Annotated in this window: 18 protein-coding genes; 16 read left to right on the top strand and 2 right to left on the bottom strand. The window is 70.4% G+C overall.

Annotated elements, in window-relative coordinates:
* Nucleotides 1-252 precede the first annotated feature (252 nt).
* The 5 genes from D457_RS0102975 to D457_RS0102955 are packed head-to-tail and all read left to right on the top strand — an operon-like array spanning nucleotide 253 to nucleotide 7,826.
* Entirely contained in the window at nucleotides 253-1,590 is a 1,338-nt protein-coding gene (locus D457_RS0102975) for an SWIM zinc finger family protein (RefSeq protein ID WP_017579153.1), read from the top strand.
* Nucleotides 1,587-3,218 carry a DUF5691 domain-containing protein gene (locus tag D457_RS0102970; protein ID WP_017579152.1) on the top strand — a complete coding sequence of 544 codons (1,632 nt, stop codon included), beginning with the start codon at nucleotides 1,587-1,589 and terminating at the stop codon, nucleotides 3,216-3,218. Before D457_RS0102975 ends, D457_RS0102970 begins: the two co-directional genes overlap by 4 nt.
* A complete protein-coding gene (locus tag D457_RS0102965; RefSeq protein WP_017579151.1) occupies nucleotides 3,215-4,324 on the top strand; it encodes an ATP-binding protein in 1,110 nt (369 codons plus the stop codon). The genes D457_RS0102970 and D457_RS0102965 overlap by 4 nt, the downstream gene beginning before the upstream one ends.
* Nucleotides 4,324-6,633 (top strand): DUF5682 family protein, encoded by a 2,310-nt coding sequence (locus D457_RS0102960; RefSeq protein ID WP_017579150.1) that lies wholly within the window; start codon nucleotides 4,324-4,326, stop codon nucleotides 6,631-6,633. Before D457_RS0102965 ends, D457_RS0102960 begins: the two co-directional genes overlap by 1 nt.
* An 11-nt stretch (nucleotides 6,634-6,644) precedes the next feature.
* On the top strand, nucleotides 6,645-7,826 hold the full coding sequence (locus tag D457_RS0102955; protein ID WP_017579149.1) for a VWA domain-containing protein: 1,182 nt from the start codon (nucleotides 6,645-6,647) through the stop codon (nucleotides 7,824-7,826).
* 60 nt (nucleotides 7,827-7,886) lie between these two features.
* Here D457_RS0102955 and D457_RS0102950 read toward each other — a convergent pair whose 3' ends face one another.
* Complete coding sequence (locus tag D457_RS0102950) at nucleotides 7,887-8,330, bottom strand: VOC family protein (RefSeq protein ID WP_017579148.1); 444 nt, start codon at nucleotides 8,328-8,330, stop codon at nucleotides 7,887-7,889.
* Nucleotides 8,331-9,248: 918 nt separating this feature from the next.
* Nucleotides 9,249-10,811, bottom strand: a complete 1,563-nt coding sequence (locus D457_RS0102945) for a hypothetical protein (RefSeq protein ID WP_017579147.1) — start codon at nucleotides 10,809-10,811, stop codon at nucleotides 9,249-9,251.
* Between the two features lie 306 nt (nucleotides 10,812-11,117).
* Between D457_RS0102945 and D457_RS0102940 the strand changes: the two genes are divergently transcribed.
* The 11 genes from D457_RS0102940 to D457_RS0102890 all read left to right on the top strand — a co-directional run bounded on the left by D457_RS0102940 (nucleotide 11,118) and on the right by D457_RS0102890 (nucleotide 21,891).
* Complete coding sequence (locus tag D457_RS0102940) at nucleotides 11,118-12,470, top strand: MFS transporter (RefSeq protein ID WP_017579146.1); 1,353 nt, start codon at nucleotides 11,118-11,120, stop codon at nucleotides 12,468-12,470.
* An 85-nt stretch (nucleotides 12,471-12,555) separates the two neighbouring features.
* Entirely contained in the window at nucleotides 12,556-12,927 is a 372-nt protein-coding gene (locus D457_RS0102935; protein WP_017579145.1) for a hypothetical protein, read from the top strand.
* 451 nt (nucleotides 12,928-13,378) lie between these two features.
* Nucleotides 13,379-14,599 carry a hypothetical protein gene (locus tag D457_RS0102930; protein WP_017579144.1) on the top strand — a complete coding sequence of 407 codons (1,221 nt, stop codon included), beginning with the start codon at nucleotides 13,379-13,381 and terminating at the stop codon, nucleotides 14,597-14,599.
* Nucleotides 14,596-15,087 (top strand): hypothetical protein, encoded by a 492-nt coding sequence (locus tag D457_RS0102925; protein WP_017579143.1) that lies wholly within the window; start codon nucleotides 14,596-14,598, stop codon nucleotides 15,085-15,087. The genes D457_RS0102930 and D457_RS0102925 overlap by 4 nt, the downstream gene beginning before the upstream one ends.
* Nucleotides 15,088-15,106: 19 nt before the next feature.
* A complete protein-coding gene (locus D457_RS0102920; protein ID WP_017579142.1) occupies nucleotides 15,107-15,781 on the top strand; it encodes a vWA domain-containing protein in 675 nt (224 codons plus the stop codon).
* A gap of 87 nt (nucleotides 15,782-15,868) precedes the next feature.
* Complete coding sequence (locus tag D457_RS0102915) at nucleotides 15,869-17,104, top strand: PP2C family protein-serine/threonine phosphatase (protein ID WP_152514128.1); 1,236 nt, start codon at nucleotides 15,869-15,871, stop codon at nucleotides 17,102-17,104.
* Nucleotides 17,104-18,087 carry a hypothetical protein gene (locus D457_RS31765; RefSeq protein ID WP_152514127.1) on the top strand — a complete coding sequence of 328 codons (984 nt, stop codon included), beginning with the start codon at nucleotides 17,104-17,106 and terminating at the stop codon, nucleotides 18,085-18,087. The genes D457_RS0102915 and D457_RS31765 overlap by 1 nt, the downstream gene beginning before the upstream one ends.
* Before the next feature lie 143 nt (nucleotides 18,088-18,230).
* Nucleotides 18,231-18,935 carry a Crp/Fnr family transcriptional regulator gene (locus D457_RS0102905; protein ID WP_017579140.1) on the top strand — a complete coding sequence of 235 codons (705 nt, stop codon included), beginning with the start codon at nucleotides 18,231-18,233 and terminating at the stop codon, nucleotides 18,933-18,935.
* 393 nt (nucleotides 18,936-19,328) lie between these two features.
* Complete coding sequence (locus D457_RS0102900; protein ID WP_017579139.1) at nucleotides 19,329-19,928, top strand: O-methyltransferase; 600 nt, start codon at nucleotides 19,329-19,331, stop codon at nucleotides 19,926-19,928.
* A gap of 61 nt (nucleotides 19,929-19,989) precedes the next feature.
* Nucleotides 19,990-20,727: a polyamine aminopropyltransferase gene (locus D457_RS0102895; RefSeq protein WP_017579138.1), complete on the top strand. Its 738-nt coding sequence runs from the start codon at nucleotides 19,990-19,992 to the stop codon at nucleotides 20,725-20,727.
* 24 nt (nucleotides 20,728-20,751) lie between these two features.
* Nucleotides 20,752-21,891: an FUSC family protein gene (locus D457_RS0102890; RefSeq protein ID WP_017579137.1), complete on the top strand. Its 1,140-nt coding sequence runs from the start codon at nucleotides 20,752-20,754 to the stop codon at nucleotides 21,889-21,891.
* Nucleotides 21,892-21,917 lie beyond the last annotated feature (26 nt).

The following is a 21,917-nucleotide window of genomic DNA, read 5'->3' as shown; positions in this document are numbered from 1 at the left end:
GGGATCGAGTCGCCTTGATCCTGGCATCCTAGGATTGTTCGCACCGGCTTTTCAACACGTGCCGGTTCCTGCCCGAATTCTTTTCCGGAACCGTGTTGGGGTTTTTCTTTTTTGTCCGGGGCTGGGCGGTGTCCCGAGGGCCCCGGATTGTCAGTGGTGCTCCCTAGTGTTGCCTGTGTGAGCGATCGATGGAGTACCGACGAAGTCTGGGCTCTGGCTCCGGACCCCTCATCACACAAGGCCGCTCTCAAGGTGGCCAAGGCCGGATCGTGGCCCGAGTGCGGCGTCATCACCGCCGACGGCGGCGCCGCCTCGGCCGTCTGGGGTGAGTGCAAGGGGAGCGGGACCAAGCCCTACCTGGCCGCAGTGCACCTGGACGGGGACAAGGGCCCCGCCTACAAGTGCAGCTGCCCCAGCCGCAAGATCCCCTGCAAACACGTCCTCGCCCTGCTCGCGCTGTGGAGCCAGGGCGCGGTGGCCGAGCGCGAGGACCGGCCCGAGTGGGTCGCCACGTGGCTCGCGGGACGTGTGGCCCGCCAGGAGCGCGCGAGCGGCGCTGCGGCCCCCGCACCGGTCGACCCCGGGAAGGCGGCCGCCACCCTGCGCGCCCGGGAAGGGTCGGTCACCGCCGGGCTCGAGGAGCTCCGGCTGTGGCTGCACGACCAGGTCGACGGCGGCCTCGCCGAGGTTCCCAAACTCGGCTACGACCACTGGGACCGGATGGCCAAACGCCTGGTGGACGCCAAAGCGGGCGGCGCGGCCTCACTGGTCACCCAGCTGCCCCAAACCGGCGGCTGGGGCGGCGGGGAGAACGGGGACCGCTGGCCGGACCGCCTCCTGGAACGCCTGGGCATGCTGCACCTGCTGGTCGACGGCTACCTGGCGGTCGCTGCAGCCGAGTCCGACCCGGGTCCTGCCGATGCCCAGGACGCCACTGGTTCCTCCGGCGACACTCTCGCACGGACCAAACTCCGCTCCCGGGCCGTGCTGCGCGCCCGGGTGGGGATCAGTACCCGCACCGAGGAGGTCCTGGCCGGTGGGGAGCGGGTCCAGGACGCCTGGCGGGTCCTCGGCCACCGGGACAGCCTCACCCCCGACGGCATGCGCAGCCGTCGCCAATGGCTGCGCGGGTCGGCCACCGGCAGGTACGCCCTCTCCCTGACCTTCGCCCGCCCCAGCCAGACCCCGGACTCCCCCTTCCGCGCCGGCACCGAGGCCGAGGGCGAACTCGCCTTCCACCCGGACGGCCGCCGCGCGGTCCGCACCGGCTCGATGACCGAACGCCCCGCCCCGCCGCCGCCCGGCGGCACCGTCGACCAGGCCCTGGACGCCTACGCCGAGGCTCTGGCCGAGGACCCCTGGTTGGAGGCCTGGCCGGTGGTCCTGGAGAACGCGGTCCCCGCCCGCGCCGACGGCTGGCACCTGGCCGACCCCACCGGGGCCTCCCTGCCCATGGATAGCGCGGAGCTGTGGCGGCTCCTCGCGGTTACCGGCGGCCGCCCCGCCACCGTCGCCGCCGAGTGGTCACCCGCCACCGGCCTGACCCCCATGACCGTGTGGGATGCCGACGGAAAGGCAGTGACTCTGTGAACCACCCCCAGCCCCCGGAGAGCGCCCTCTCTGAGAACATCTCCTCCGAGCCCGAGACCGCCGAAAGCACGTCCGCCGAGCCCCAGCCCTCATCGCTCCCGTCCTCCTCCTGGGACCGCCTGGTCTCCACCGCGCTGGTCGGCACCTCCCGCCGACCCGTGCCCGCCCTTCCCGACCTGCCCCGCAGCACCCGCGAGGGTGCCGCCGCCCTGCTGGACCTGGTCGCCCTCGACACCGTCCGCACCCGCGCCGGGTACACCGCGCACACCGCCGAACCGGTCACCCCCGACGCCCCCGACCACCGTCCCGAGGTCAGCGCCGCCGCCACCCACCGGCTGGACGTCATCCTCGCGGACCGCCCCGAACTCCTGCCCGAATGGCTGTACCTAGCGTTTCGGTGCGACCGCCGGGCCAGCCACACCCACCTCCCCGACCTGCTCGAACGCGCCGCCCGGGACAGCGGGCTGCGAACCCTCGTCGCCACCGCCGTCGGTGGCCGGGGCATCTGGCTGGCCTCGTTCAACGGCGCGTGGTCCTTCGTCGCCCGCGAACCCCTGGCCACCGACGTGTACACCGACGCCGCCTGGCACGGCGGCACCCCCGCCGAGCGCCGCCGGTCTCTGTTCGCCCTGCGCGCCGTGGACCCCGCGGCCGCCCGCGACCTGCTCGCCGCCGCCTGGCCGCAGGAGACCAGGGGGGAGGAGCGGCGCGGCCTCCTGGAGGCCCTGGTGGTCAACCTCGGACCCGAGGACGAGGCGGTGCTCGCCCCCGCCCTGGACGACCGCAACGCGACCGTGCGCGGCCGAGCCCTGACCCTGCTCACTCACCTGCCCGACAGCGCCCACGCCCACCGGCTCCGCGACCACCTGCGCCACCACCTGCGGATCGACCGCGCCTCACCGCGCCCGGTGGACGTCGCCGACCTGGACACCGGCCGGGCCGACCTGCTGCGCGACCTCGCCCTCACCGCGCCCCGGAAGACCAACCCCACCCACGACGAACGCTGGGTCCTCAGCCGCACGCTCGTCACCCAGGCCCCGCTGGATGTGTGGACCGAGCTGCTCGACACCGACCCGGCCGGAGTGCTGGCCCTGGCGGCCGACCACCCCGAGCTGCGTTCGGCACTCATCGAGGCCGCCTGCCTGCGCGAGGACGCCGACTGGTCCAGGGCCGTGCTCGACGACCCCGAAACTGGACTGCCCCGGATGGTCGCCGTGGGCGCCCACGACCCCCTCGGGCAGCGGATCGCCCCGCTGCTCGCCGCCCTGCCCGAGGCCGAACAGTGCGCGCGGGCCCTCGCCGTCGCCGAACGGGCCCACCGGCACGACTTCCTGGGCGAAACCCTCCGCGCCGTCTGCGCCCCGTGGACCCGCGAACTGTCGGAGGCAGCCGTCAGACTTCTCGTTGAAGGCGGTTCCGGCGCCCCCGCCGACAGCCGACCCGGTTCCCGGCACAGCGCCCGGGACCGGGGCAGAAGGGTGCTCCGCGGGGTCATCGCCGAGCGCATGCCGCCGCAGCACCTCGACCTCCTCCCGGAACGCCCGCCCCACGAGGAGGAGGCCCACCCCCACGCCCTCCTCCGAGACACCCTCCGATTCCGCCTCGACATGCACAGGGAGCTCAGTTGACCACCACCGCCACCAGCACGCAGGCAGCGACCGCTCTGCGACCCCACGCCGAGCAGACCTACGCCGCCGAGCTCGAGGCGCTGGCCAAGGCCGACGACCGCCAGCGGCCCCCGGGCTGGCACCTGTCCCCGTGGGCGGTCACCCAGTACCTGCTGGGCACCACCCTCGACGACGGCACCGAGATCACCCCCAAGTACATCGGCTCGCGCCGGGTGGTGGAGGTGGCCGTGGCCACCCTGGCCACCGACCGCGCCCTCCTGCTCATCGGGGTTCCCGGCACCGCCAAGACCTGGCTGTCCGAGCACCTCGCGGCGGCGGTCTCCGGCGATTCCACCCTGCTGGTCCAGGGCACCGCCGGGACCTCCGAGGAAGCCGTCCGGTACGGCTGGAACTACGCCCGCCTGCTCGCCGAGGGCCCCTCCGAGGCCGCGATGGTGCCCAGCCCGGTGATGACCGCCATGGCGCGCGGCTCCATCGGCCGCATCGAGGAGCTCACCCGCATGCCCTCCGACGTGCAGGACGGTCTCATCACCGTGCTGTCGGAGAAGGCCCTGCCGGTCGCCGAACTCGGCATCGAGGTGCAGGCCCAGCGCGGGTTCAACATCATCGCGACCGCCAACGACCGCGACCGCGGCGTCAACGATCTCTCCAGCGCGCTGCGTCGCCGCTTCAACACCGTGGTGCTTCCGGTCCCGGACAGCGCCGAGGACGAGGTCCGCATCGTCACCCAGCGGGTGGAGCAGCTCGGCCGCTCCCTGGAACTGCCCGAGGTGCCCACCAGCCTCACCGAGATCCAGCGGGTGGTGACCGTCTTCCGCGAGCTGCGCTCCGGCGTCACCGAGGACAACACCACCAAGGTCAAGTCGCCCAGCGGCACCCTGAGCACCGCCGAGGCGATCTCGGTGATCACCAACGGGATCGCGCTGGCCGCCCACTTCGGCGACGGTCAACTGCGCCCCGCCGACGTCGCCGCGGGGATCCAGGGCGCCGTCGTCCAGGACCGCGTCTCCGACGGGGTCGTGTGGCGCGAGTACCTGGAGACCGTCGCCCGCGAGCGCGACGGCTGGGGCGACTTCTACCGGGCCTGCCGCGAGGTGGGCGCCTGATGGGACGACCCCGACTGGACACCGACAAGGTGAGTGTCCTCGGTGTCCGCCACCACGGCCCGGGTTCGGCCCGGGCCGTGGCGGCCGCCCTGGACGAGATCAAGCCGGACATCGTGCTGATCGAAGGGCCGCCCGAGGCCGACGCGATCACCTCCCTGGTGGGCGGTCTGGAACCGCCGGTGGCGCTGCTGGTCCACCTGGCCGACACCCCCAGGGCCGGGACGGCGCGGTCGAAGGAGGGGTGGGGGTTCTGGCCGTTCGCGTCCTTCTCCCCGGAGTGGGCCGCCCTGGTCCACGCGCACGGACGCGGTGTCCCGGTGCGCTTCTGCGACCTGCCCGCCTCGTACTCGCTCGCGGAGCGGATCGAGCGTGCGGAGGCCGCTGAGCACGGGTCGAAGGAGCAGGTAAAGGAAACCGAGACGGTCGAGCCGGGTGCGGCAGAGCCACCCAAGGTCCGGACCGACCCGCTCGGGGTGCTCGCCGAGGCCGCCGGGTACGACGACGCCGAACGCTGGTGGGACGACGTCGTGGAGCAGCGCGGCGACGGTGAACCCTCGCCGTTCCCGGCGATCGCCGACGCCATGGCCGCCGTCCGCGCCGAGTCCGGACCCGAGACCGGGCGGGACGCGCGCCGCGAGGCGTACATGCGCAAGACCCTGCGCGCCGTGCTCAAGGAAGGGTACGAACGCGTCGCGGTGGTGTGCGGGGCCTGGCACGCGCCCGCGTTGCGCGACCTCTCCGACTACCCGGTCTCCGCGGACAACGCCCTGCTCAAGGGGCTGCCCAAGGTGAAGACCACCGCCACCTGGGTGCCGTGGACGCACGGACGGCTCGCCACCGCCAGCGGCTACGGTGCCGGGGTGACCTCGCCCGGCTGGTACCACCACCTGTTCACCGCGCCCGACCTGCCGATCCACCGCTGGCTCACCGAGGCCGCCCGGATCCTGCGCGAGGAGGGCCAGCCGGTCTCCTCCTCGCACGTGATCGAGGGGGTGCGGCTCGCCGAGAGCCTCGCCGTGCTGCGCGGGCGGCCGCTGGCCGGGATCGACGAGGTCTCCGAGGCGGTCACCGCTGTGCTCTGCGAGGGCGAGCAGACCCGGGCGGCCCTGGTGCACGGGCGGATGGTGATCGGCGAACGCCTCGGATCGGTGCCCCCGGACACCCCCATGGTGCCGTTGCAGCGCGACCTCATGGCCGCGCAGAAACGGCTCCGCCTCAAGTCCGAGGCCTTCGACCGTGATCTCGACCTGGACCTGCGCAAGGACAGCCAGCGCGAACGCAGCGTGTTGCTGCACCGGCTGCGGATGCTCGGTGTCGAATGGGGCGTGCCGCGCTCCACCAGCCGTACCGGGAGCGGCTCCCGGGGCACCTTCCGCGAGTCCTGGCGGCTGCGCTGGGAGCCCGACATGGACGTGGCCCTGATCGAGGCCGCTCCGTGGGGGACCACCGTTGCCTCGGCCGCCACCGCCCGGGTGGTGGAGATCGCCGCCGACGCCGAACTGCCCACCCTGACCGCGCTCACCGAGCAGTGTCTGTTCGCCGACCTCGGCGAGGCGCTCCCGGACGTGCTCGCCCTGCTCACCGACCGGGCCGCGACCGACAGCGACATCACCCACCTGATGGCGGCGCTGCCGCCGCTGGCCCGCTCGGCCCGGTACGGGGACGTGCGCGGGACGGACAGCGCCCACCTGCGCGCGGTCGCCCGGCAGATCCTGGCCCGTGTGTGCGTAGGCCTGACCCCGGCGGTGCGCGGGCTGGACGACGACGCGGCGGCCAGGTTCGTGCAGGCCATCGACCACACGCACAGCGCCGCAGCGCTGCTGGACGAGGACGCCCGGGGCTGGACCGAGGCCCTGGAGTCCCTGGCCGAACGCGACAACGTGCCGGGCCGGATCGCGGGACGGGTGAACCGCATCCTCGTCGACGCGGGCCGAATCCCCCCGGAGGAGCTGCGCCGCAGACTGGGCCTGGCGATGTCCCCCGGTACCGAACCCACCCGCGCGGCCGCCTGGCTGGAGGGTTTCCTCCAGGGCAGCGGGCTGATCCTGGTGCATGACGAGCGGCTGCTCGACCTCATCGACACCTGGCTGCTCGGCCTGTCCGAGGAGCGGTTCACCGCCGTCCTGCCGTTGCTCCGCCGGACCTTCGGAGCCTTCGACGGCCCCGAACGCCAGGAGATCGGTACCGCCGTGACCCGGGCCGATGGCGGTCAGGCCGCGGTCACCCGGACCCGGCGCCCCATCGACCACCGCCGCGCGGCTCCGGCCGTCGCCGCGGTGACGGCACTACTAGAAAGGAGCGGCGCGTGAGCACGGAAACAATGGAGGCCGCCGAGGCCCCGGCAGGGGATTCCACGGTCACCGAGCGGGCCCGCCGCTGGCGGCTCGTCCTCGGCGCGGAGTCCCGGTGCGCGAACCTGACCGGCACCGACCAGGCGATGGATTCAGCGCTCTCCGCCCTCTACAACCGGGGCGACCAGGCGGTCTCCGGCGGTGACCGCGGAGCCGACCTCAGCGGTTCGGCGCCCCGCGTCTCCCGCTGGCTGGGGGACATCCGCGAGTACTTCCCGTCCTCCGTCGTCCAGGTGATGCAGTCCGACGCCATGGACCGGCTGGGCCTGCACCAGCTCCTCCTGGAACCCGAGATGATGGAGGCCGTCGAGCCCGACGTACACCTGGTCGGGACACTGCTCTCCCTCAACCGGGTGATGCCCGCCGAGGCGCGGGAGAGCGCCCGCACCATCGTGCGCAAGGTCGTGGACGACCTGGAGAAGCGCGTCGCGCAGAAGACCCGGTCGGTGGTCCGCGGTGCCATCGACCGCTCGGCCCGCACCCACCGACCCCGCCGGGTCGCGGACATCGACTGGAACGCCACCATCCGCCGCAACCTGGCGCACTACCTGCCCGAACACAACACGGTCATCCCACAGACCCTGGTCGGCTACGGCCGCCGCAGCCAGGGGGTGCAAAAAGACGTCGTCCTGGCCATCGACCAGAGCGGCTCCATGGCCTCCTCCGTGGTCTACGCCAGCGTTTTCGGCGCGGTGCTCGCCTCGATGAGCACCCTGAAGACCTCCCTGGTGGTCTTTGACACCGCCGTCGTCGACCTCACTGACCAGCTCACCGACCCGGTCGAGGTCCTCTTCGGCACCCAGCTCGGCGGCGGCACCAACATCAACAAGGCCATTGCCTACAGCCAGACCCTCATCGACCGCCCGCAGGACTCGATCTTCGTGCTGATCAGCGACCTCTACGAGGGCGGAGTGCGTGCGGAGATGCTCAAGCGGGTGGCAGCCATGAAGTCCGCCGGGGTCCAGGTGGTGGTCCTTCTAGCTCTGTCCGACGAAGGCGCCCCCTTCTACGACCGCCAGAACGCCTCAGCCCTCGCCGAGCTGGGAGTCCCGGCCTTCGCCTGCACCCCGGACGCCTTTCCCGAACTCATGGCGGCGGCGATCCAGGGCCAGCCCCTGGACGCCTGGGTCGACAAGCACCTCGACGAGTGAACCCACCCGGGCGGGACCGAACCCCCTGCGGCCCCGCCCGGGTTCCCGAGTTCAGAGGACTCAGTCCAGGCAGAACTCGTTGCCCTCGACGTCCTGCATCACGATGCACGACTCGTTGATGCCGTCGGCCTCCATCACCCGCACACACGTCGCCCCAAGTGCTTCCAGCCGCTTCCGCTCGGCCTGGAGCGTGGAGAGGCGCTCCTCCCCGACCAGCCCCGCCCCGGCACGCACGTCGAGGTGCAGCCGGTTCTTGGCGGTCTTGTCCTCGGGAACCCGCTGGAAATAGAACCGCGGCCGTTTGCCCGAGGGGTCCTCGCAGGCGAACGCCGAATTCCGCTGCTCGGGCGGCAGCGTCTGACCGAACTCGTCCCAGCTGGCGAACCCCTCTGGCGGCGGAGGTACGACGTACCCCAACACCTCACACCAGAACCGGGCGACTCGCTCCGGGTCAGCGCAGTCGAACGTGACCTGAACATCCACGCTTGCAGTCACGCGGGACATCGTAGCGGCGCGCTTTTCCCGGCTCTACAACAAATCCGCCAGCTCTCTGACAAAGGTTCGCGGCCCCTCGCAGACAACGAAAGGCGACTGCAAAAGGCCCCCGGTCTCCCCAGCTCGCAGCGGCTCGCCCGGACTTCTCACCACAGAGGTCTCGAGGCCGGTCACGCGCCTCATCGGAAAGCAGCGGCGAAGAAGGGAGCGCCCCCATCCCTGCGTGGACCGGTCCCCGTGTCCCGGCCGCTCACTCGCCCGGACGGAGAAGCGGCAGCGAGGGTGGGCAGGGGCCGGGTGCCTGTTTCGGCCCTCTGTTTGAAGATGATCTTGCTACCAGGAGCAACTTCGGCGCCGAACTTGCTCCTGGTAGCAAGATCATCGGGGATACGGGGGTTTCGGAAGTAGCGGACAGCCCCAGGCGCGGGTTTCGGGTGCCACGCCCCCACACTGAAAACCAGCCCCACACGCACGGCCTGCCCTTGCCCGGGGGAGGCCCGCCCGTGCCCCATGGGCCCGCCCGCACTGCCCTGGGTGACTCCGCCACCGGGGGCTCTGGCGGCTTCCGCCCCACCCCCCACGACACGCGGCCCGGGGAACTGCGGGCCCGGCCCCCTGACCACCCTCGCTGCCGCTTCTCCGCCGCCGAGCATGACCAGCCGCGACACGAGTGCCGATCCTTGCCGGGCTGGGGAGCCCGGGGCCTTCGCTGCCGCTTGTCCGTTGCTCTCCTTGATCCGAGGTTGGACGACTCCGAGCATGGCGGGCTCTTCGGATTCCGCTCTAGGAGCGAGTTCCGGTGCCTCTGAGTCCGGGGCACAGCGGCCGGGTCGTTTCTCGTGCGGCGAGCCCTCTGCCACCGATGGCGTGCCCGGCCAGGGGCGGTCCCCGAGGTAAGACGTCCTTCCTTGGGGACCTCTCGTTCGGTCATCCGGTGCGCTGGGGGCCGGAGCAGGTGTCGTCGAGATCGGTGACCGGGGTGAGGCTCACCGAGAAGCGGGGCAGCTTGGTGAGGCCGTGTTCGCGGTCCCACAGGAGGTCGATGTCGTTCTCCCCCTCGAAGTACAGCACCGGGCGGTCGGTGGTCAGCGGCGCTCCGATACGGCTGACCGGGTCCTCTTCGGCTCCCACGCACACCACGGTGGGCTGGACACCGACGTGGCCGACGGGGCCGCCGCCCTCCGCCTGGTATTGGGCGATGTGCTCGGTGCCGACCTTGGCCCCCCGTTCCAGGGGCACGATCACGGCCACGAGAACCATGTTGACGGAGGCGAGGATGTAGACGCAGACCGCACCGGCGGCCATCATCCGTGCCGGGAACTCTCGCCCGCGGGCGCTCACGTGGAAGTACCGGAGGAGACCGAACACCCCCAGGGAGAACAGCAGGGCGAACAGCACCAGCGGCAGGGTGTCGGCCACGGCGAAGAGCCGACCGGCGCTGGTGGGGGCCACCTCCCCGGGGGTGATGCCGAACTGCTCCAGGTAGACGTCGTGGCTGGAGTTGCTCAGGGCGACCGTCAAGGGCGGGGCCACGGCGGTCAGACCCAGGGGGAGCCACCGGTTGATCCGGCCCTCCGGGATGCGGCGCAACATCTGCCACAACCCGAAAAGGCAGGGGATGGAGACGAGGAAGGCGAGGGCGGCCAGGGTCGGGATCTGCTCGGGTAGCCAGAGGAAGACGTACAGGCCGATGAACACCACCCCGGCCGCGATCAGGAGCGTCGAGACGAGCAGGAAGCGCCAGTCGTTCAGCGGATCCGTTTTCGGCGTGATCGGGGCGGGGGCGACGGCGCCGGGCTGGTCCGGTGGCCCGACCACCATGAGCTCGTCCGGTGGACCGGCCTCGGGGTTGCGCTCCGCGAAACCGGCCAGCATCGATCGCGCACCGGCGAGCGAAGTGGCCTGGATGGTCCCCCGGGAACGCCAGAACATCAGTGCCCGGAGCGGGGACGCGATCCACTCCTGTGCGGGCATCCAACCCCGGGGGAGGACCAGGTAGCGGCGGGTGGGGTCCTCCTGCCGTCGCAGCCGGGCCACGAACACGACCCGGGCGTCTACTCCGGCCCTGGTCAGGACGTGGTGGAACTCGGCCAGAGCGGCTTTGGCGGCGCCCAACGCGGCACCGGAGACCGCGACGCGTACGTCGTACTCACCCTCGCCGAGTCGCTGTAGCTGCCAGGACTGACCGCGCACCGTGCCCAGGAAACCCGCCTCGTCGTGCGGTTCGACCTCCACCCCGATACGCACCACGTGGTCGTGGTGGCGGGGGAGACGGCCCTGCAGGGCCGCGACGGCGGGCGCGCCTGCGAGAGCCGACTCGGGGATGAACGAACCAGGGTCGGGTGTCTCGTTGCCGAGCGCGTCGGAGGCGAAGGCGCCGAGATCGGAGACATCGGTGGCGGACGAATCCTGGTCAGCTGTCTCGGACGATCCGGAGGACTGCGGATCATCGGAGTCGGAGGACTGCCAGGCGTCGGAGAAGTCGTACATGTGAGCCTTGTCTGCTGGGGGCCGCGGAAAGCCTACGGCTCCCGGGTTACGGGCCCCGCCGCGACCTCACCGGAAAACCCTTGGCCTCGGGATCCCGGTCAGGGCTAACCTGCGCTCATGCCGCTCGCGAAAGACCGGGCCGCCCTCTAGCGGCGGCCTGACCCACCTCACGTCCTGACCGCCGCATCAGCTGTCCAGCCGGTGCGGTCCTCCGGGCTGCCCGGTGTCCTTCGAAACACACCGGATGAACCCGTGAAAACTCCTCTGAACGAAAGTCTGAGTGAAAGCAGGGGCGGCGGCACGATCGTGCTCGTCACCGTTCTCCTGTCCACCCTCCTTCTGCCGCTGTCCCTGACCGGGGCCTCGGTCGCGCTGCCCGACCTTCAGCGTGACCTGGGTGTCGGGCTCACCTCCGCGCAGTGGGTGGTCAACTCCTACAACGCCTGTTTCGCCGCCTTCCTGGTAAGCGCCGGGTCGATCGCGGACGCGGTCGGGCGGCGCAGGGTCTACGCCTTCGGGGTGGGGCTCTTCTTCGTCAGCGGCCTGCTGACCCTGTTCGCGCAAGACATCGGGGCGCTGGTTGCGCTGCGCGCCCTGGGCGGGGTCGGCGCGGCCGCCGCGGTGGCCGGCGGCGGTTCGATGCTCGCCCTGGCCTTCGAGGGGCCGGCGCGGGCCAGGGCCTTCGGAATGCTCGGAACCGTGCTCGGCGCCGGTACCGCCTTCGGCCCCGCTGTGGCCGGGCTGCTGGTCGAGAACCTGGGCTGGCGGTTCGCCTTCACCGGGCCCGCGCTGGTGGCCGGGGCGGTCCTGCTGCTGGTCGTGAAGGTGCCCGCGATGCGCGGTAACGGCCGACCCGTGGACTGGCTCGGCGGTGCCCTGTTCACCGCCGCGCTGCTCAGCCTGATCGGCGGTCTGGTCGAGGGCCCCGGCCGGGGCCTGCCGGTGCTCGCCGGGTTCCTGGGGCTGTCCGGGGTCCTGTTCGGACTGTTCACCATGGTGGAGCGGCGCCGCACCGAACCGCTGGTCGACCTCGGCCTGCTCGCCAACCGGAGGTTCGTCGCCTACGCCCTGGCCGCGGCGACCTTCATGTCGGTACTGGTGCCGCTCCTGGTCTACCTGCCGTCCTACCTGATCAACGTGGTCGGCCTCGGCCCGGGTACGGCCGGGCTCTGGCTGTTGTTCCTCACCGTCCCGACCCTGTTGTTGCCCGCGGTCGGCGCGGAACTGGCCAACCGCCTCCCGCACCGGGCGGTGGTCGTCAGCGCGCTCCTGCTGTTGGGCGCGGGCGTCCTCGGGTTCACCACCCTGGGCCCGGATTCCACCCCGTGGTCGGTCAGCTTGCCGTTCCTACTGGTCGGTGCTGGTGTCGGCCTCACCGGCGGGATGATCGACGGCCTGGGCCTGAGTGTCGTTCCGCCCGAGCGGCTGGGCACGGCCTCGGGGGTGTTCAACGCGACCCGCCTCAGCCTTGAAACCGTCTCCATCGCCGCCGTCGGCGCGGCCCTGGCCGTTCTCACCGGCGGTCAGCTCAGTGACCCGGCGTTCACCGGGGCCCTGCACGGGGTGGCGCTGGCGCTGGGCGGGTTCGTCTTGCTGGTGGTGTTCGCGGTGCTCGCCCTGACCCGGACCCCGCGTGTGCGGGTCCCCACCGGGCGGTAATACTCGGCGGTGACGTCCGAAGGGCCCGGCGCCCCCATGTACGACACAGCGCCGGGCCCACCCTCGACGGAAGCACCACACCGCCTTGTTCGAGCTCCTGCTGTACTTCTTCCCCGAGTCGGCCGCCTACCTGTTCGTCCGCTGGTTCGGCCGGTCCAGGATCAGGGCCTTCCGCGAGGCACACGCCCGCGGGGAGACCGTGTACCTGCGGTTCTCGGGCCGCCCGATCGCCCGGGGCGCGGTCCACCGCGAGCCCTGCGTGCTCAAGGTCGAGGGCGACCGGATGGAGGTCTTCCTGCCGAAGAGCCGGACCCTCCTCACCACGCGTTTCACCCGCACGGTGCTGCACAAGGGCGACCTGCCCGGCTTCCACGCGGTCTACGGCGATGGCGAACCGATCGAACTCTGCCTCACTCGCACCCAGGAACTCGTCCTGCTCCAGTTGATCCCGAGCTGACTCTGTCCACTTCCGGACACCAAAAGAGCGGTCTGTTAGTAAAGCCGAAAATTTCGGAAGTTTTCTGTTGCTTTGTGCAGGTTTTTTGAGGATTTTCGTGCCAGAAGTCATTTTTGTCCGGTGTTTGACTTCCAGGATCCCCCGAAGCGCGTGACGTTCCTCCGGTAAGTTGGCTGTCGTCGCCCATCCGCGCGATTCCCCCCTTCCCGCATGCCTTGACGACCGGGAACTTCGCCCATCGCCCCCTGGACGGGGGTGTCTTTCGTGATGGCCGTTCCCGGGCGAGGGTATTCCAGAGGAAAGCGATCACACGCCGTTGGATACCGAGGTCGTTCCCGGAGACACGAAATCCCTGGTGAAGGAGCTTCGCGCCCTTTCTCTCGAAACCCGACTCGCCGGTCGTTCGGCCCAGCTGACAGCTCTGGCAGATGATCTTGAAGCAGAGCGAAGAGTGGCCGCCTGGGCGGAAGTCGACATGGGTTCGGCGTTCGCGCCGGACGTCAGTATCGGCTCGCCGCCCCCGGAGGAGGGAGTCCGGAGTTGGATCGACCACGTTCCCACCGCCCTGGTTTTCCTCCCGATCCTGATCACCTGGAGCGGCCTCGCCTTGGCCGCGGGTGCCTACGGCCGATCGCGCGACGACGCCGCCCTTGAGGGCCTGTCCTTCCTCGAACGCTGGCAGGACGGGTTCAACGGCGCCCTCCCCACGATGCTGGCCTTCGACAACGTCGCCCTCTTCACTCTGCTCGGCATCATCGTGCTGATCGTCTCGGTGGTGGGTCAGTCCATTCACCGGCGACGCGCCGATGCCCGGGCCGAATGTGAGGGCGCCGAACTGGCCCGCAGGCTCACGTCGGCGATGACGGGGGTTCAGTTCACGCTCGGAGAGGCCCGGCTGGGCAATCCCGACCGCGTCGCGGACCGGATCGGTGAGGCGATCGGCCATGTGCGTGAGGTGAACCGGCTGGCACAGCGCACTCAGCAGGAGACCCTCAACGCGCTCTCCGAGACCCGGGAGAACCTGCGTGCGGCACAGAGCGCCGTGACGGTGCTCGAGGGGAGCTCGAAAACGGTCGCTGAGGCCATCCGGGAGGGTGGTGAACTCGCGCGGGAGCTCCAGGAACGGTTGGGTGAGGTCGCCTCGGCCATCGAGAGGATCGCGGAGGCCTCGACCGGGCTTACGGCATCTTCCGCGCGGGAGGGCTCCCTCATGCGGGAGGGGGTCGACGGTGCGATGAGCCGGTTCACCGAAGAAGTGCGCGAGGTCCTGGGGGAATGGCAGGACACCAACGCCGGGTTCGCGCACCGGTTCGAGCAGGCGGGTGACCTTTCCGGTCGGGTGGCCGAATCCATGAACACCCTTCCCCGGGCGGTGGAGAGGCTCGGTTCGGAGATCGACGCCCTCAGGGAGCAGTGGACGGTAACGGAGCGGTTGGTCGTGGAGCAGCACAGGGCACAGGAGGAACGGCAGGCTGAAGCTTTGGAGCGCCTGGTCGAGGCCGCACCCGAGGACGGTGATCAGCCCGCCGGGGCTTCGCGGGACGAAGAGGCGATCTCCGGCCGGCAGAGCGGGCAGACCGTGCTCGACCTGGAGATCGAGCCCGTCTCCGAGAACGGTTCCGGGGAGCGCGGGACGTCCACGGACTCCGATGAGGATTTGGTGTCCCGATGAAGCGCACACATTTTTCGGTTCCCGCGGTCGCCATCGCTGGATGGTTGTTCGCCGACCTGCTCCTGGCCTTCCTCATCATCACTCTAGGAATGGACTCAGGCTCGTCCACCGATTCCGTGGCCGATGCCGAAGCGGTGGGGAAGTCTCCCGAAGACGTGCCAGAGGAGGAAGCCCTGCCTCAAGGACTCGAACTGGACCCCTTCGTGATCCAGGTGAACGCGGTTCCGTCGATCGTCGCATCCGGAGGAGACGAGGCGGTGAGCCTGCTCGAGGACGAGCTGGCGGAGGTAGCCGACCGGGAGGTCGGGATGGTGCTCACCTTCGGTGGTTCGGCCCAGGGAAAGGCCTTCGCCGAGGACATCAACGACCTCCTTCCCCGGGCCCATCCGGAAGCGTTTGAGGAGGCGGTCACCCGGGCCTTCCATGATCTGGGCAAGCCCGCTGACTGGGCCCAGATCGAGATCTACCTGTTCGCCGAAACCTCATGAACAAGCAAGGAAACCCGACATGAGTCAGCAGATCCTCCCCTTCTACCTGGTGTGTGACGAGTCCACATCGATGGAGGGGGAACCCGTCGAGGCCATCAACAAGGCGCTCCCCGAACTGCACATGAAGATCGGTGCCAACCCGGTCGTGGCGGACAAGGCCCACTTCGCAATCATCGCGTTCAACCACGAGGCGAACGTGCTGCTCCCGTTGTCCGACCTGAGTGACGTGGAGACGGTGCCCACTCTGGAGGCCACAGGCGGCACTTCGTACGGGGAGGCCTTCCGGGTGCTGCGGGAGACCATCATCCAGGACGTGGACCGGCTCAAACAGTCGGGGCACAAGGTGTACCGGCCCGCCGTCTTCTTCCTGACCGACGGCTACCCCGGTGACATGGACTGGCTCGACGCCTACCGAGAGCTCACGGACCCTTCCTGGGGGCCGCACCCCAACATCCTGGCCTTCGGTTTCGGGGAGGCTGACAGCCAGGTCATCCAGCAAGTCGCCACGGTACGGGCCTTCATGGCGGACGGCACGCTCAACCCGGCGCAGGCCCTCCAGGAGTTCGCCAAGTCCCTGACCAACTCCATCGTCACCTCCGGAACCCAGACCGCGGCCTCCGCTGACGGCACAGTGACGCTGTCCATGCCGGACCAAGTGCCCGGGTACACCTCGCTGCCCGCCGACCAGATCTGATCCATGGACCGGCTGATCGCCCGGGGTGTCGTTCTCCTGATCGACTACTTGGGCCTGAGAAGAACCGATTCACGGCCGGAGCGCTTGATGAAGGACGAAGGGACCCAGGTGAGCGAGCCCATGGACGAGGCCGTGCGTGAAGAGGAACGCACGGAGAGGGTGTTGACCCCCGGCGAGGTGTGGTGGGGGCGCCAAGCGGACGGGGTGGGGGTCGGAGAGGCGGTCGCCGTCCCCGTGGATCCACCGCCTTCCATCACCCATATCGGCGATCCGGACCCAGCTCGGGAAGCGGGCACGTCTGCGGAGGCAGAGCACGGCGCGGTCTCCGAAGCGGACCTCGATGCCGACCTTGATACGGTCCCCGAAGCTGAGCCGGTGCCGGGCCCCAGGCATTCGCAGAGCCGTGGAACAGAGCCCGGTCCGTCCCCGACGAGTTCGGCCAGCGGCGGCGCTGATGCCTTCGTCCCGCCCCTCGTGCTCACCGAGCCGGTGAACAAGCAGTTCCATGCTCGAGGGCTTCCCCGGGTGGAGTGGGCGGCCCCGGACAGCGTCCTGGACGAGGCCGACTACCCCGGGTTGTCGATCCGGGCCGCCTCACTGCGCGGTGACGCACACCGTTACAACATGATGTCCCGGCAGGACTCGCTGGCCCTGTACGAACTCGAGCACTCCCGGGGGCGGGCGGTCCTGGCCTGTGTGGCCGACGGGATCGGCTCCCGGACCCAGTCCCACCGGGGGTCGTCCTACGCCTGCCGTGTGGTGGTGGGTGCGGTCCGCGAGCGCTTGGAGGAACTCCTGTTCGCGCCGGACGAGGACACGGCCCGCAGGCTGGCGGAGCAGGTCGTACACCAGGTGGCACAGGAGATGATCTCCGTCGAGGGGCAAACGGAGGCGTTGAGGGGACAGACCGACACCACACTCACCCTGGCCCTGGCCGACCTCACCCCGGAAGGGGAACCGACGTACTTCATGCTGGTGTCGGTCGGGGACAGCCCGGCCTACCTCCTGCGTGACCGTGAAATGGAGCCGTTGACCGGGGAGTCCGTCGAGGACACGAGCATCACCAGCACAGCTACCGACGCGCTCCCCCGCAACATCGGACACGTCCAGCTGAACGGGTGCACGGTCAACCCCGGGGAGATGCTCCTGCTGTGCTCCGACGGGTTGTCCAACCCGATGGCGGCCTCCTCGGTGGCCGAGCAGCTGGTCGAGTGGTGGGGAGGAGACCGGGTGCCCGGTCGTCTGGAGTTCGGCTGGCAGCTCGACTTCCAGGCCAAGACCCACGACGACGACCGCACCGCGATCTGCCTGTGGGGGCGCTGATGGGGCCGGAACTGTTCGGCGGGACCGATGCGGACCTGGCGGAGCTGGAGCTGGGCGAGGAGCTCGGTTCCGGCGGGCAGGGCAAAGTCATCGAGGTCTCCGGAGGCCGCCACAAAGGGCTGGTCTACAAGCGGTATACCCTCCCCGGCCCGAATGCGGATGCCCTGCTCCGCCTGGTCAGGGCGCCCGAGTCGTTCTCCCCGAACGAGCGTGAGCGGCTCTTCTCCCTGTCCAGCTGGCCGCTGGCCCGGGTCATGTCCTCGGGTAGGCTCACCGGCTTCCTGATGCGCCGGATCCCGAGCGCGTTCCTGGGCCGGCTGAAGGGCGGAGACCTCCAGCTCCAGGAAGCGCAGTACCTCATGTACCCGCCCAAGCCGCTGTGGGGGGATATCCGGCCGCCCACGGTGGAGGGCCGCCTGGAACTGGCCAAACAGTACGTGTCCCTGTTCCAGCTCCTGCACGCGCACTCCCTGGTGGCCGGTGACGTGTCCATGGCCAACCTGCTCTGGTCCACCGCGGGGACGAGCCGGGTGTTCATCCTGGACTGCGACGGCATCCGCTGCGCCGGTCAGCCTCCGGTCCTGCCACAGGCCCAGACACCGGACTGGGAGGATCCGCTGCTGCCCGCCACAGGCTCCGATCTGGAGACCGACCGCTACAAGCTGGCCCTCCTGGTCGGCCGCGTGCTGGCCCGAAACCCCACGATCCGCCCGGGCGACCCCCTGACACCGCTGCCCGAGCTGCCGCCGAAGGTGGTCGAAGCCGTCACCCAGCGCTTCGATCAGGCCGGAGCCGGGTATGGAAAGCGCCCGGACGCGTGGCAGTGGGGGATCGCGCTCGGGGGGCGGCGGCAGGTGCCGGTGAGCGTGCCACAGCCGGTTTCCGGGCCGGTACCACCGCTGTCTCCGCTCCAGAAACCGATGGGTCAGCGGAGGTGGACACCCGTTCCGGTGCAACCACCCGGGCAGCGGCGCCCCAACTGAGATCGGCGGTGCCAACGGCACGCACATCAACACCCTGCTGGCCGGGGTGCTCTCCATGAGATAACAAGATCTCTCGTTTCCCGTGCTTAGCCGGCGGAACTGGGTACCTCCCGGGCATCATTGTGGGGATGATCGGAGGACGCATGACCGACTGGCCTCGGGGCAGCTTCATGTCCAGGCTCGGGCCCCGGACCGCGGAAGGGCTCCTCGCGCTCGCGCCGCCGCGGTACCTGCCCGCCAACCGGGTCCTCATCTCCCAGGGGGACAAGGAGGAGCAGGTCATGCTCCTGGGCCCGCCTGGGCGCGGCAAGCGGGCTGACCCCGCCTGCGTCAAGGTCACGTCCGTCCTGCGCAACGGCACCGAGGCGATGTTCGGTATCCGGCGTTGGGGCGACTTGGTTGGGGAGCTCAGCATGTTCCGGGGGACCAGGCCCTCCGCCACGGTCACCTCGTGCGCCCCGCTCACTGTCCGGGTCTACCCGCACCAGGTCTTCGACTCCTTCCTTGAGGAGCACCCCGACGCCTGGCGGGCGATGGTCGCCGTGATGGGTGAGCGCCAGGAGCGCGCGGACCTCCAGCGGGCCGAGCTCGCGGGTTACGAGGTCGAGGCCCGGGTGGCCCGGATGCTGGTGGACATGGCCCAGCGTCACGGGGTACCCACCGAGGAGGGGGTCCACCTGGGGATCCGGCTCTCCCACACGGACCTGGGCAAACTCATCGGTGCCCGCACGGACGCCGTCGGCAACGCGATCCGCCGCTTCCGCTCCGAGGGCCTGCTGCTGTCCAGGTACCGGAGCGTGGTGATCGTGGACATGGAACGCCTGCACCGGGTCTACGAGGCCGCGTAGCCAACCCTGTTCGCACCCCCGGCGAACCGATAGTGATCCTTTTCGGGTCGAATTGCCGACTGGTCAGTGGTCCTCAGGTCCTGAAAGCGACAGAATCCCACTCGGGCTTCGTGCCCACCCTCTCCCCGCACGGCTCGCGCCTCCTCCTCCGGTGCCCTCTCCGGTGCGGGAAGAGCGGTAGGGCTGCCGGAATGGTGAGGACGGCACCGTTCCGGCAGCCACCCCCCGTCTCCACACCGCCCCGGTGGCCGTCCCACAGCCACCGGGGCTCCCCTTCTTCGCAGCCCCTCCTCCGTAGGTCGCCCCGCGCCCTGCCGGGCCGACCTCCTGGAATCGGAGCGCCCCTTCGGCGTACCCTGGCCCCCCGAGCCACCCAAGCGGAGAGCGGTCACCGTGGCAGCCACCCAGACCAGCCGGCGTCCCGCCACCCTCGAAGCGATCGAGCACGAGACCGAGGGCATCGGTTTCGGCATGTCCTGTGAGGAGGCGGTAGGGCAGCTCCTGAGGGCCCTCGCCGCGGCCAAGCCCGGCGGCCGGATTCTCGAACTGGGCACCGGGACCGGGGCGGGCACCGCCTGGCTGCTGGCCGGAATGGACGGGCAGGCCCGCCTGGACACCCTCGACAACGACCCCGAATGCCTGGGCGTGGCCCGGCGCCACCACACGCCCGACCCGCGGGTGACGATCTTCGAGGCCGACGGCGGCGAGTGGCTCAGCGCCCGCGCCACCGACGACGGTCCCGGCTACGACCTGGTCTTCGCCGACACCCGGCCGGGCAAGTTCACCCACCTGGACGAGGCGCTCTCCCTGGTGGACCGCGGAGGTTTCTACGTGGTGGACGACCTCGCCCGCCAGCCTTCGGGTGCCTCCGCCCCCGAGGACCACTGCCTGGCGGTGGAGGCCCTCATCGAGAACCTGGAGTCCCGCACCGGCTGGGAACGCCTACCGCTGCTCGGCTGGTCCTGCGGCGTTCTGGTCATGGTGCGTAAGTAATCGCCGGTCAACCCCTAGGGTCGGGAGAGCATACGACCGTGTGTGAACCGACGGGGGCACCGTGAACCTGCGTTTCCAGGAACTCGACTGGCGGCCAACGCCCATGGGCGTGATCAGTCTGCGGGTCCGATGGGACCCGATGGCCAAGGCCGAGGTCCACGAGATCAAACTCGACGACGACTTCCTCATGTCCAGCCTGTTCGTCCAAGGCGAGATCGACGTGGCCAGACTCGCCCTCACCGAACTCCACCGCAGTCCCGTCCCGGACGGCGGCTACGACGTGGTGGTCGGCGGGTTGGGGCTCGGCCACACCGCCCTGACCGTGCTCGACGACCCCGATGTGCGCTCGCTGGTGGTGGTCGAGGCGCTGCCCGAGGTCGTGGCCTGGCACGAGGCCGAACTCATCCCGGCGGGAAAGCGGCTCACCGCAGACCCCCGCTGTCGCCTGGCCCAGGGCGACTTCTTCGCGCTCGCCGCAGGGGAGGATCTGGACCAGCAGAACCCGGGCCGCCGTTTCCACGCTGTGGTCGTGGACATCGACCACTCACCCCGCCACCTGCTCAACCCCGCGCACGCGCCCTTCTACGAGCCCGACGGGGTCCGCCGTCTCCTCGGGCACCTGCACCCCGGCGGGGTCTTCGCCCTGTGGTCCAACGACCCGCCGGACGAGGAGTACACGGAGGTGCTGCGCCAGTGCTTCACGGACGTGCGCGCCGAGGTGGTCAGCTTCCCCAACCCCTACCAGGAGCATCCGGCCACCAACACCGTCTACCTGGCCACGGCACCCGTACCGGGCTGAGAACCACGACTTCGGGGGACCAGGATGTTCCAGAGGCTGCGTGACGGGCTCAGGCGTGCTCGCCAGCGGCGGGGGTTCGAGCGCGAGACCGTCGTCCTCATCCTCAAGTGCACGGTGGCCGCGACCCTGGCCTGGGTGGTGGGCACCCTGCTCGGCGCTTCTTCACAGGTCGGCTTCGCGCCCTTCACCGCGCTCCTCGTGGTCCGGCCGAGCGTGTACGGGTCGGTGCTCCAGTCCGGCCGTTACGTCGCGGCGGTCTTCGCGGGTGCGCTGCTGGCCGGGCTGGTCGGGCTCACGACCGGTGCCCAGCTGTGGACGTTCGCCCTGCTGCTCCTGGTCGCGCTGGCCGCCGGGCAGGCGCGCTTCTTCGGCGCGCAGGGCACCCAGCTCCCCGTGGTCGCGGCCTTCGCTCTCGCGGGAGGCACGGCGGAGAACCCCGAAGACCTCGGCTACCTCCTGCTGATGGTCTGCGTGGGTGCGGCCTGCGCGCTGGCCACCAACACGGTGTTCGCGCCGGCGATCCGGTTCCGGGACGCGGAGAACGCGGTCCTGGACCTCGCCGACAGCCTGCGTTCACTGACCGGCGAGATGGCCGATGGCCTGCGTGAAGGGCGGGAGGGCCTGGACCTGGACCACTGGGGGAGGGCCAGCGAGGGGTTCGACGGTTCCGTCCGCAACGCCCAGGAGGCGGTCCGGCGCCAGGAGGACCGGACTCGGCTCAACCCGCGGCGCCTCGTGCCCGGCAAGCATCTCGACCCCGGAGCCCTGGACACCTACCGGGACTGGATCGCCGCCCTGAGCCGGGCTTCCCGGCACATGCAGTCCATCGTCCGGACCCTGCGCACCACCACGAGCCGGGGCTCGCGCTATTCCGGGCCGGACGACGCCTTCCTGCGTGAGTTCGCCCCGCTGGTCGAGCGCGCCTCGGAGATCTTCGGGGCCGTGCACGACCATGAGGAGCCCGAACGCGGCTCCGCCTCGGAGGAGTTGTGCGGGCGGGTCCAGGACGCGCTGCGCATGGTGGACGAGGAGCGAACCAGGATGCGTGAGCGCTGGGACGACGAGAACTGGCCGGTCTACAGCGGCCTGCTCACCGACGTCGAGCGGCTCTTCGAGGAGATCGACCAGGGCTACGAGAACAGCACGCGCGCGGATCGCGATTGAGCGGGCGAAGTTGAGGGCGACCCGCG

Source organism: Nocardiopsis valliformis DSM 45023 (assembly GCF_000340985.1).
Classification (GTDB): domain Bacteria; phylum Actinomycetota; class Actinomycetes; order Streptosporangiales; family Streptosporangiaceae; genus Nocardiopsis; species Nocardiopsis exhalans.
The sequence above is the reverse complement of the archived record's forward strand: the minus strand, read 5'-3'. Positions and strand labels throughout refer to the sequence as shown.

Excerpts from the sequence above, each read along its gene's own strand:
- D457_RS0102925 (WP_017579143.1), top strand. The coding sequence starts at position 14,596 with ATGAAGCGCACACATTTTTCGGTTCCCGCGGTCGCCATCGCTGGATGG.
- D457_RS0102915 (WP_152514128.1), top strand. The coding sequence starts at position 15,869 with ATGAAGGACGAAGGGACCCAGGTGAGCGAGCCCATGGACGAGGCCGTG.
- D457_RS0102960 (WP_017579150.1), top strand. The coding sequence starts at position 4,324 with ATGGGACGACCCCGACTGGACACCGACAAGGTGAGTGTCCTCGGTGTC.
- D457_RS0102945 (WP_017579147.1), bottom strand. The coding sequence starts at position 10,811 with ATGTACGACTTCTCCGACGCCTGGCAGTCCTCCGACTCCGATGATCCG.
- D457_RS31765 (WP_152514127.1), top strand. The coding sequence starts at position 17,104 with ATGGGGCCGGAACTGTTCGGCGGGACCGATGCGGACCTGGCGGAGCTG.
- D457_RS0102920 (WP_017579142.1), top strand. The coding sequence starts at position 15,107 with ATGAGTCAGCAGATCCTCCCCTTCTACCTGGTGTGTGACGAGTCCACA.
- D457_RS0102950 (WP_017579148.1), bottom strand. The coding sequence starts at position 8,330 with ATGTCCCGCGTGACTGCAAGCGTGGATGTTCAGGTCACGTTCGACTGC.
- D457_RS0102905 (WP_017579140.1), top strand. The coding sequence starts at position 18,231 with ATGACCGACTGGCCTCGGGGCAGCTTCATGTCCAGGCTCGGGCCCCGG.
- D457_RS0102890 (WP_017579137.1), top strand. The coding sequence starts at position 20,752 with ATGTTCCAGAGGCTGCGTGACGGGCTCAGGCGTGCTCGCCAGCGGCGG.
- D457_RS0102955 (WP_017579149.1), top strand. The coding sequence starts at position 6,645 with ATGGAGGCCGCCGAGGCCCCGGCAGGGGATTCCACGGTCACCGAGCGG.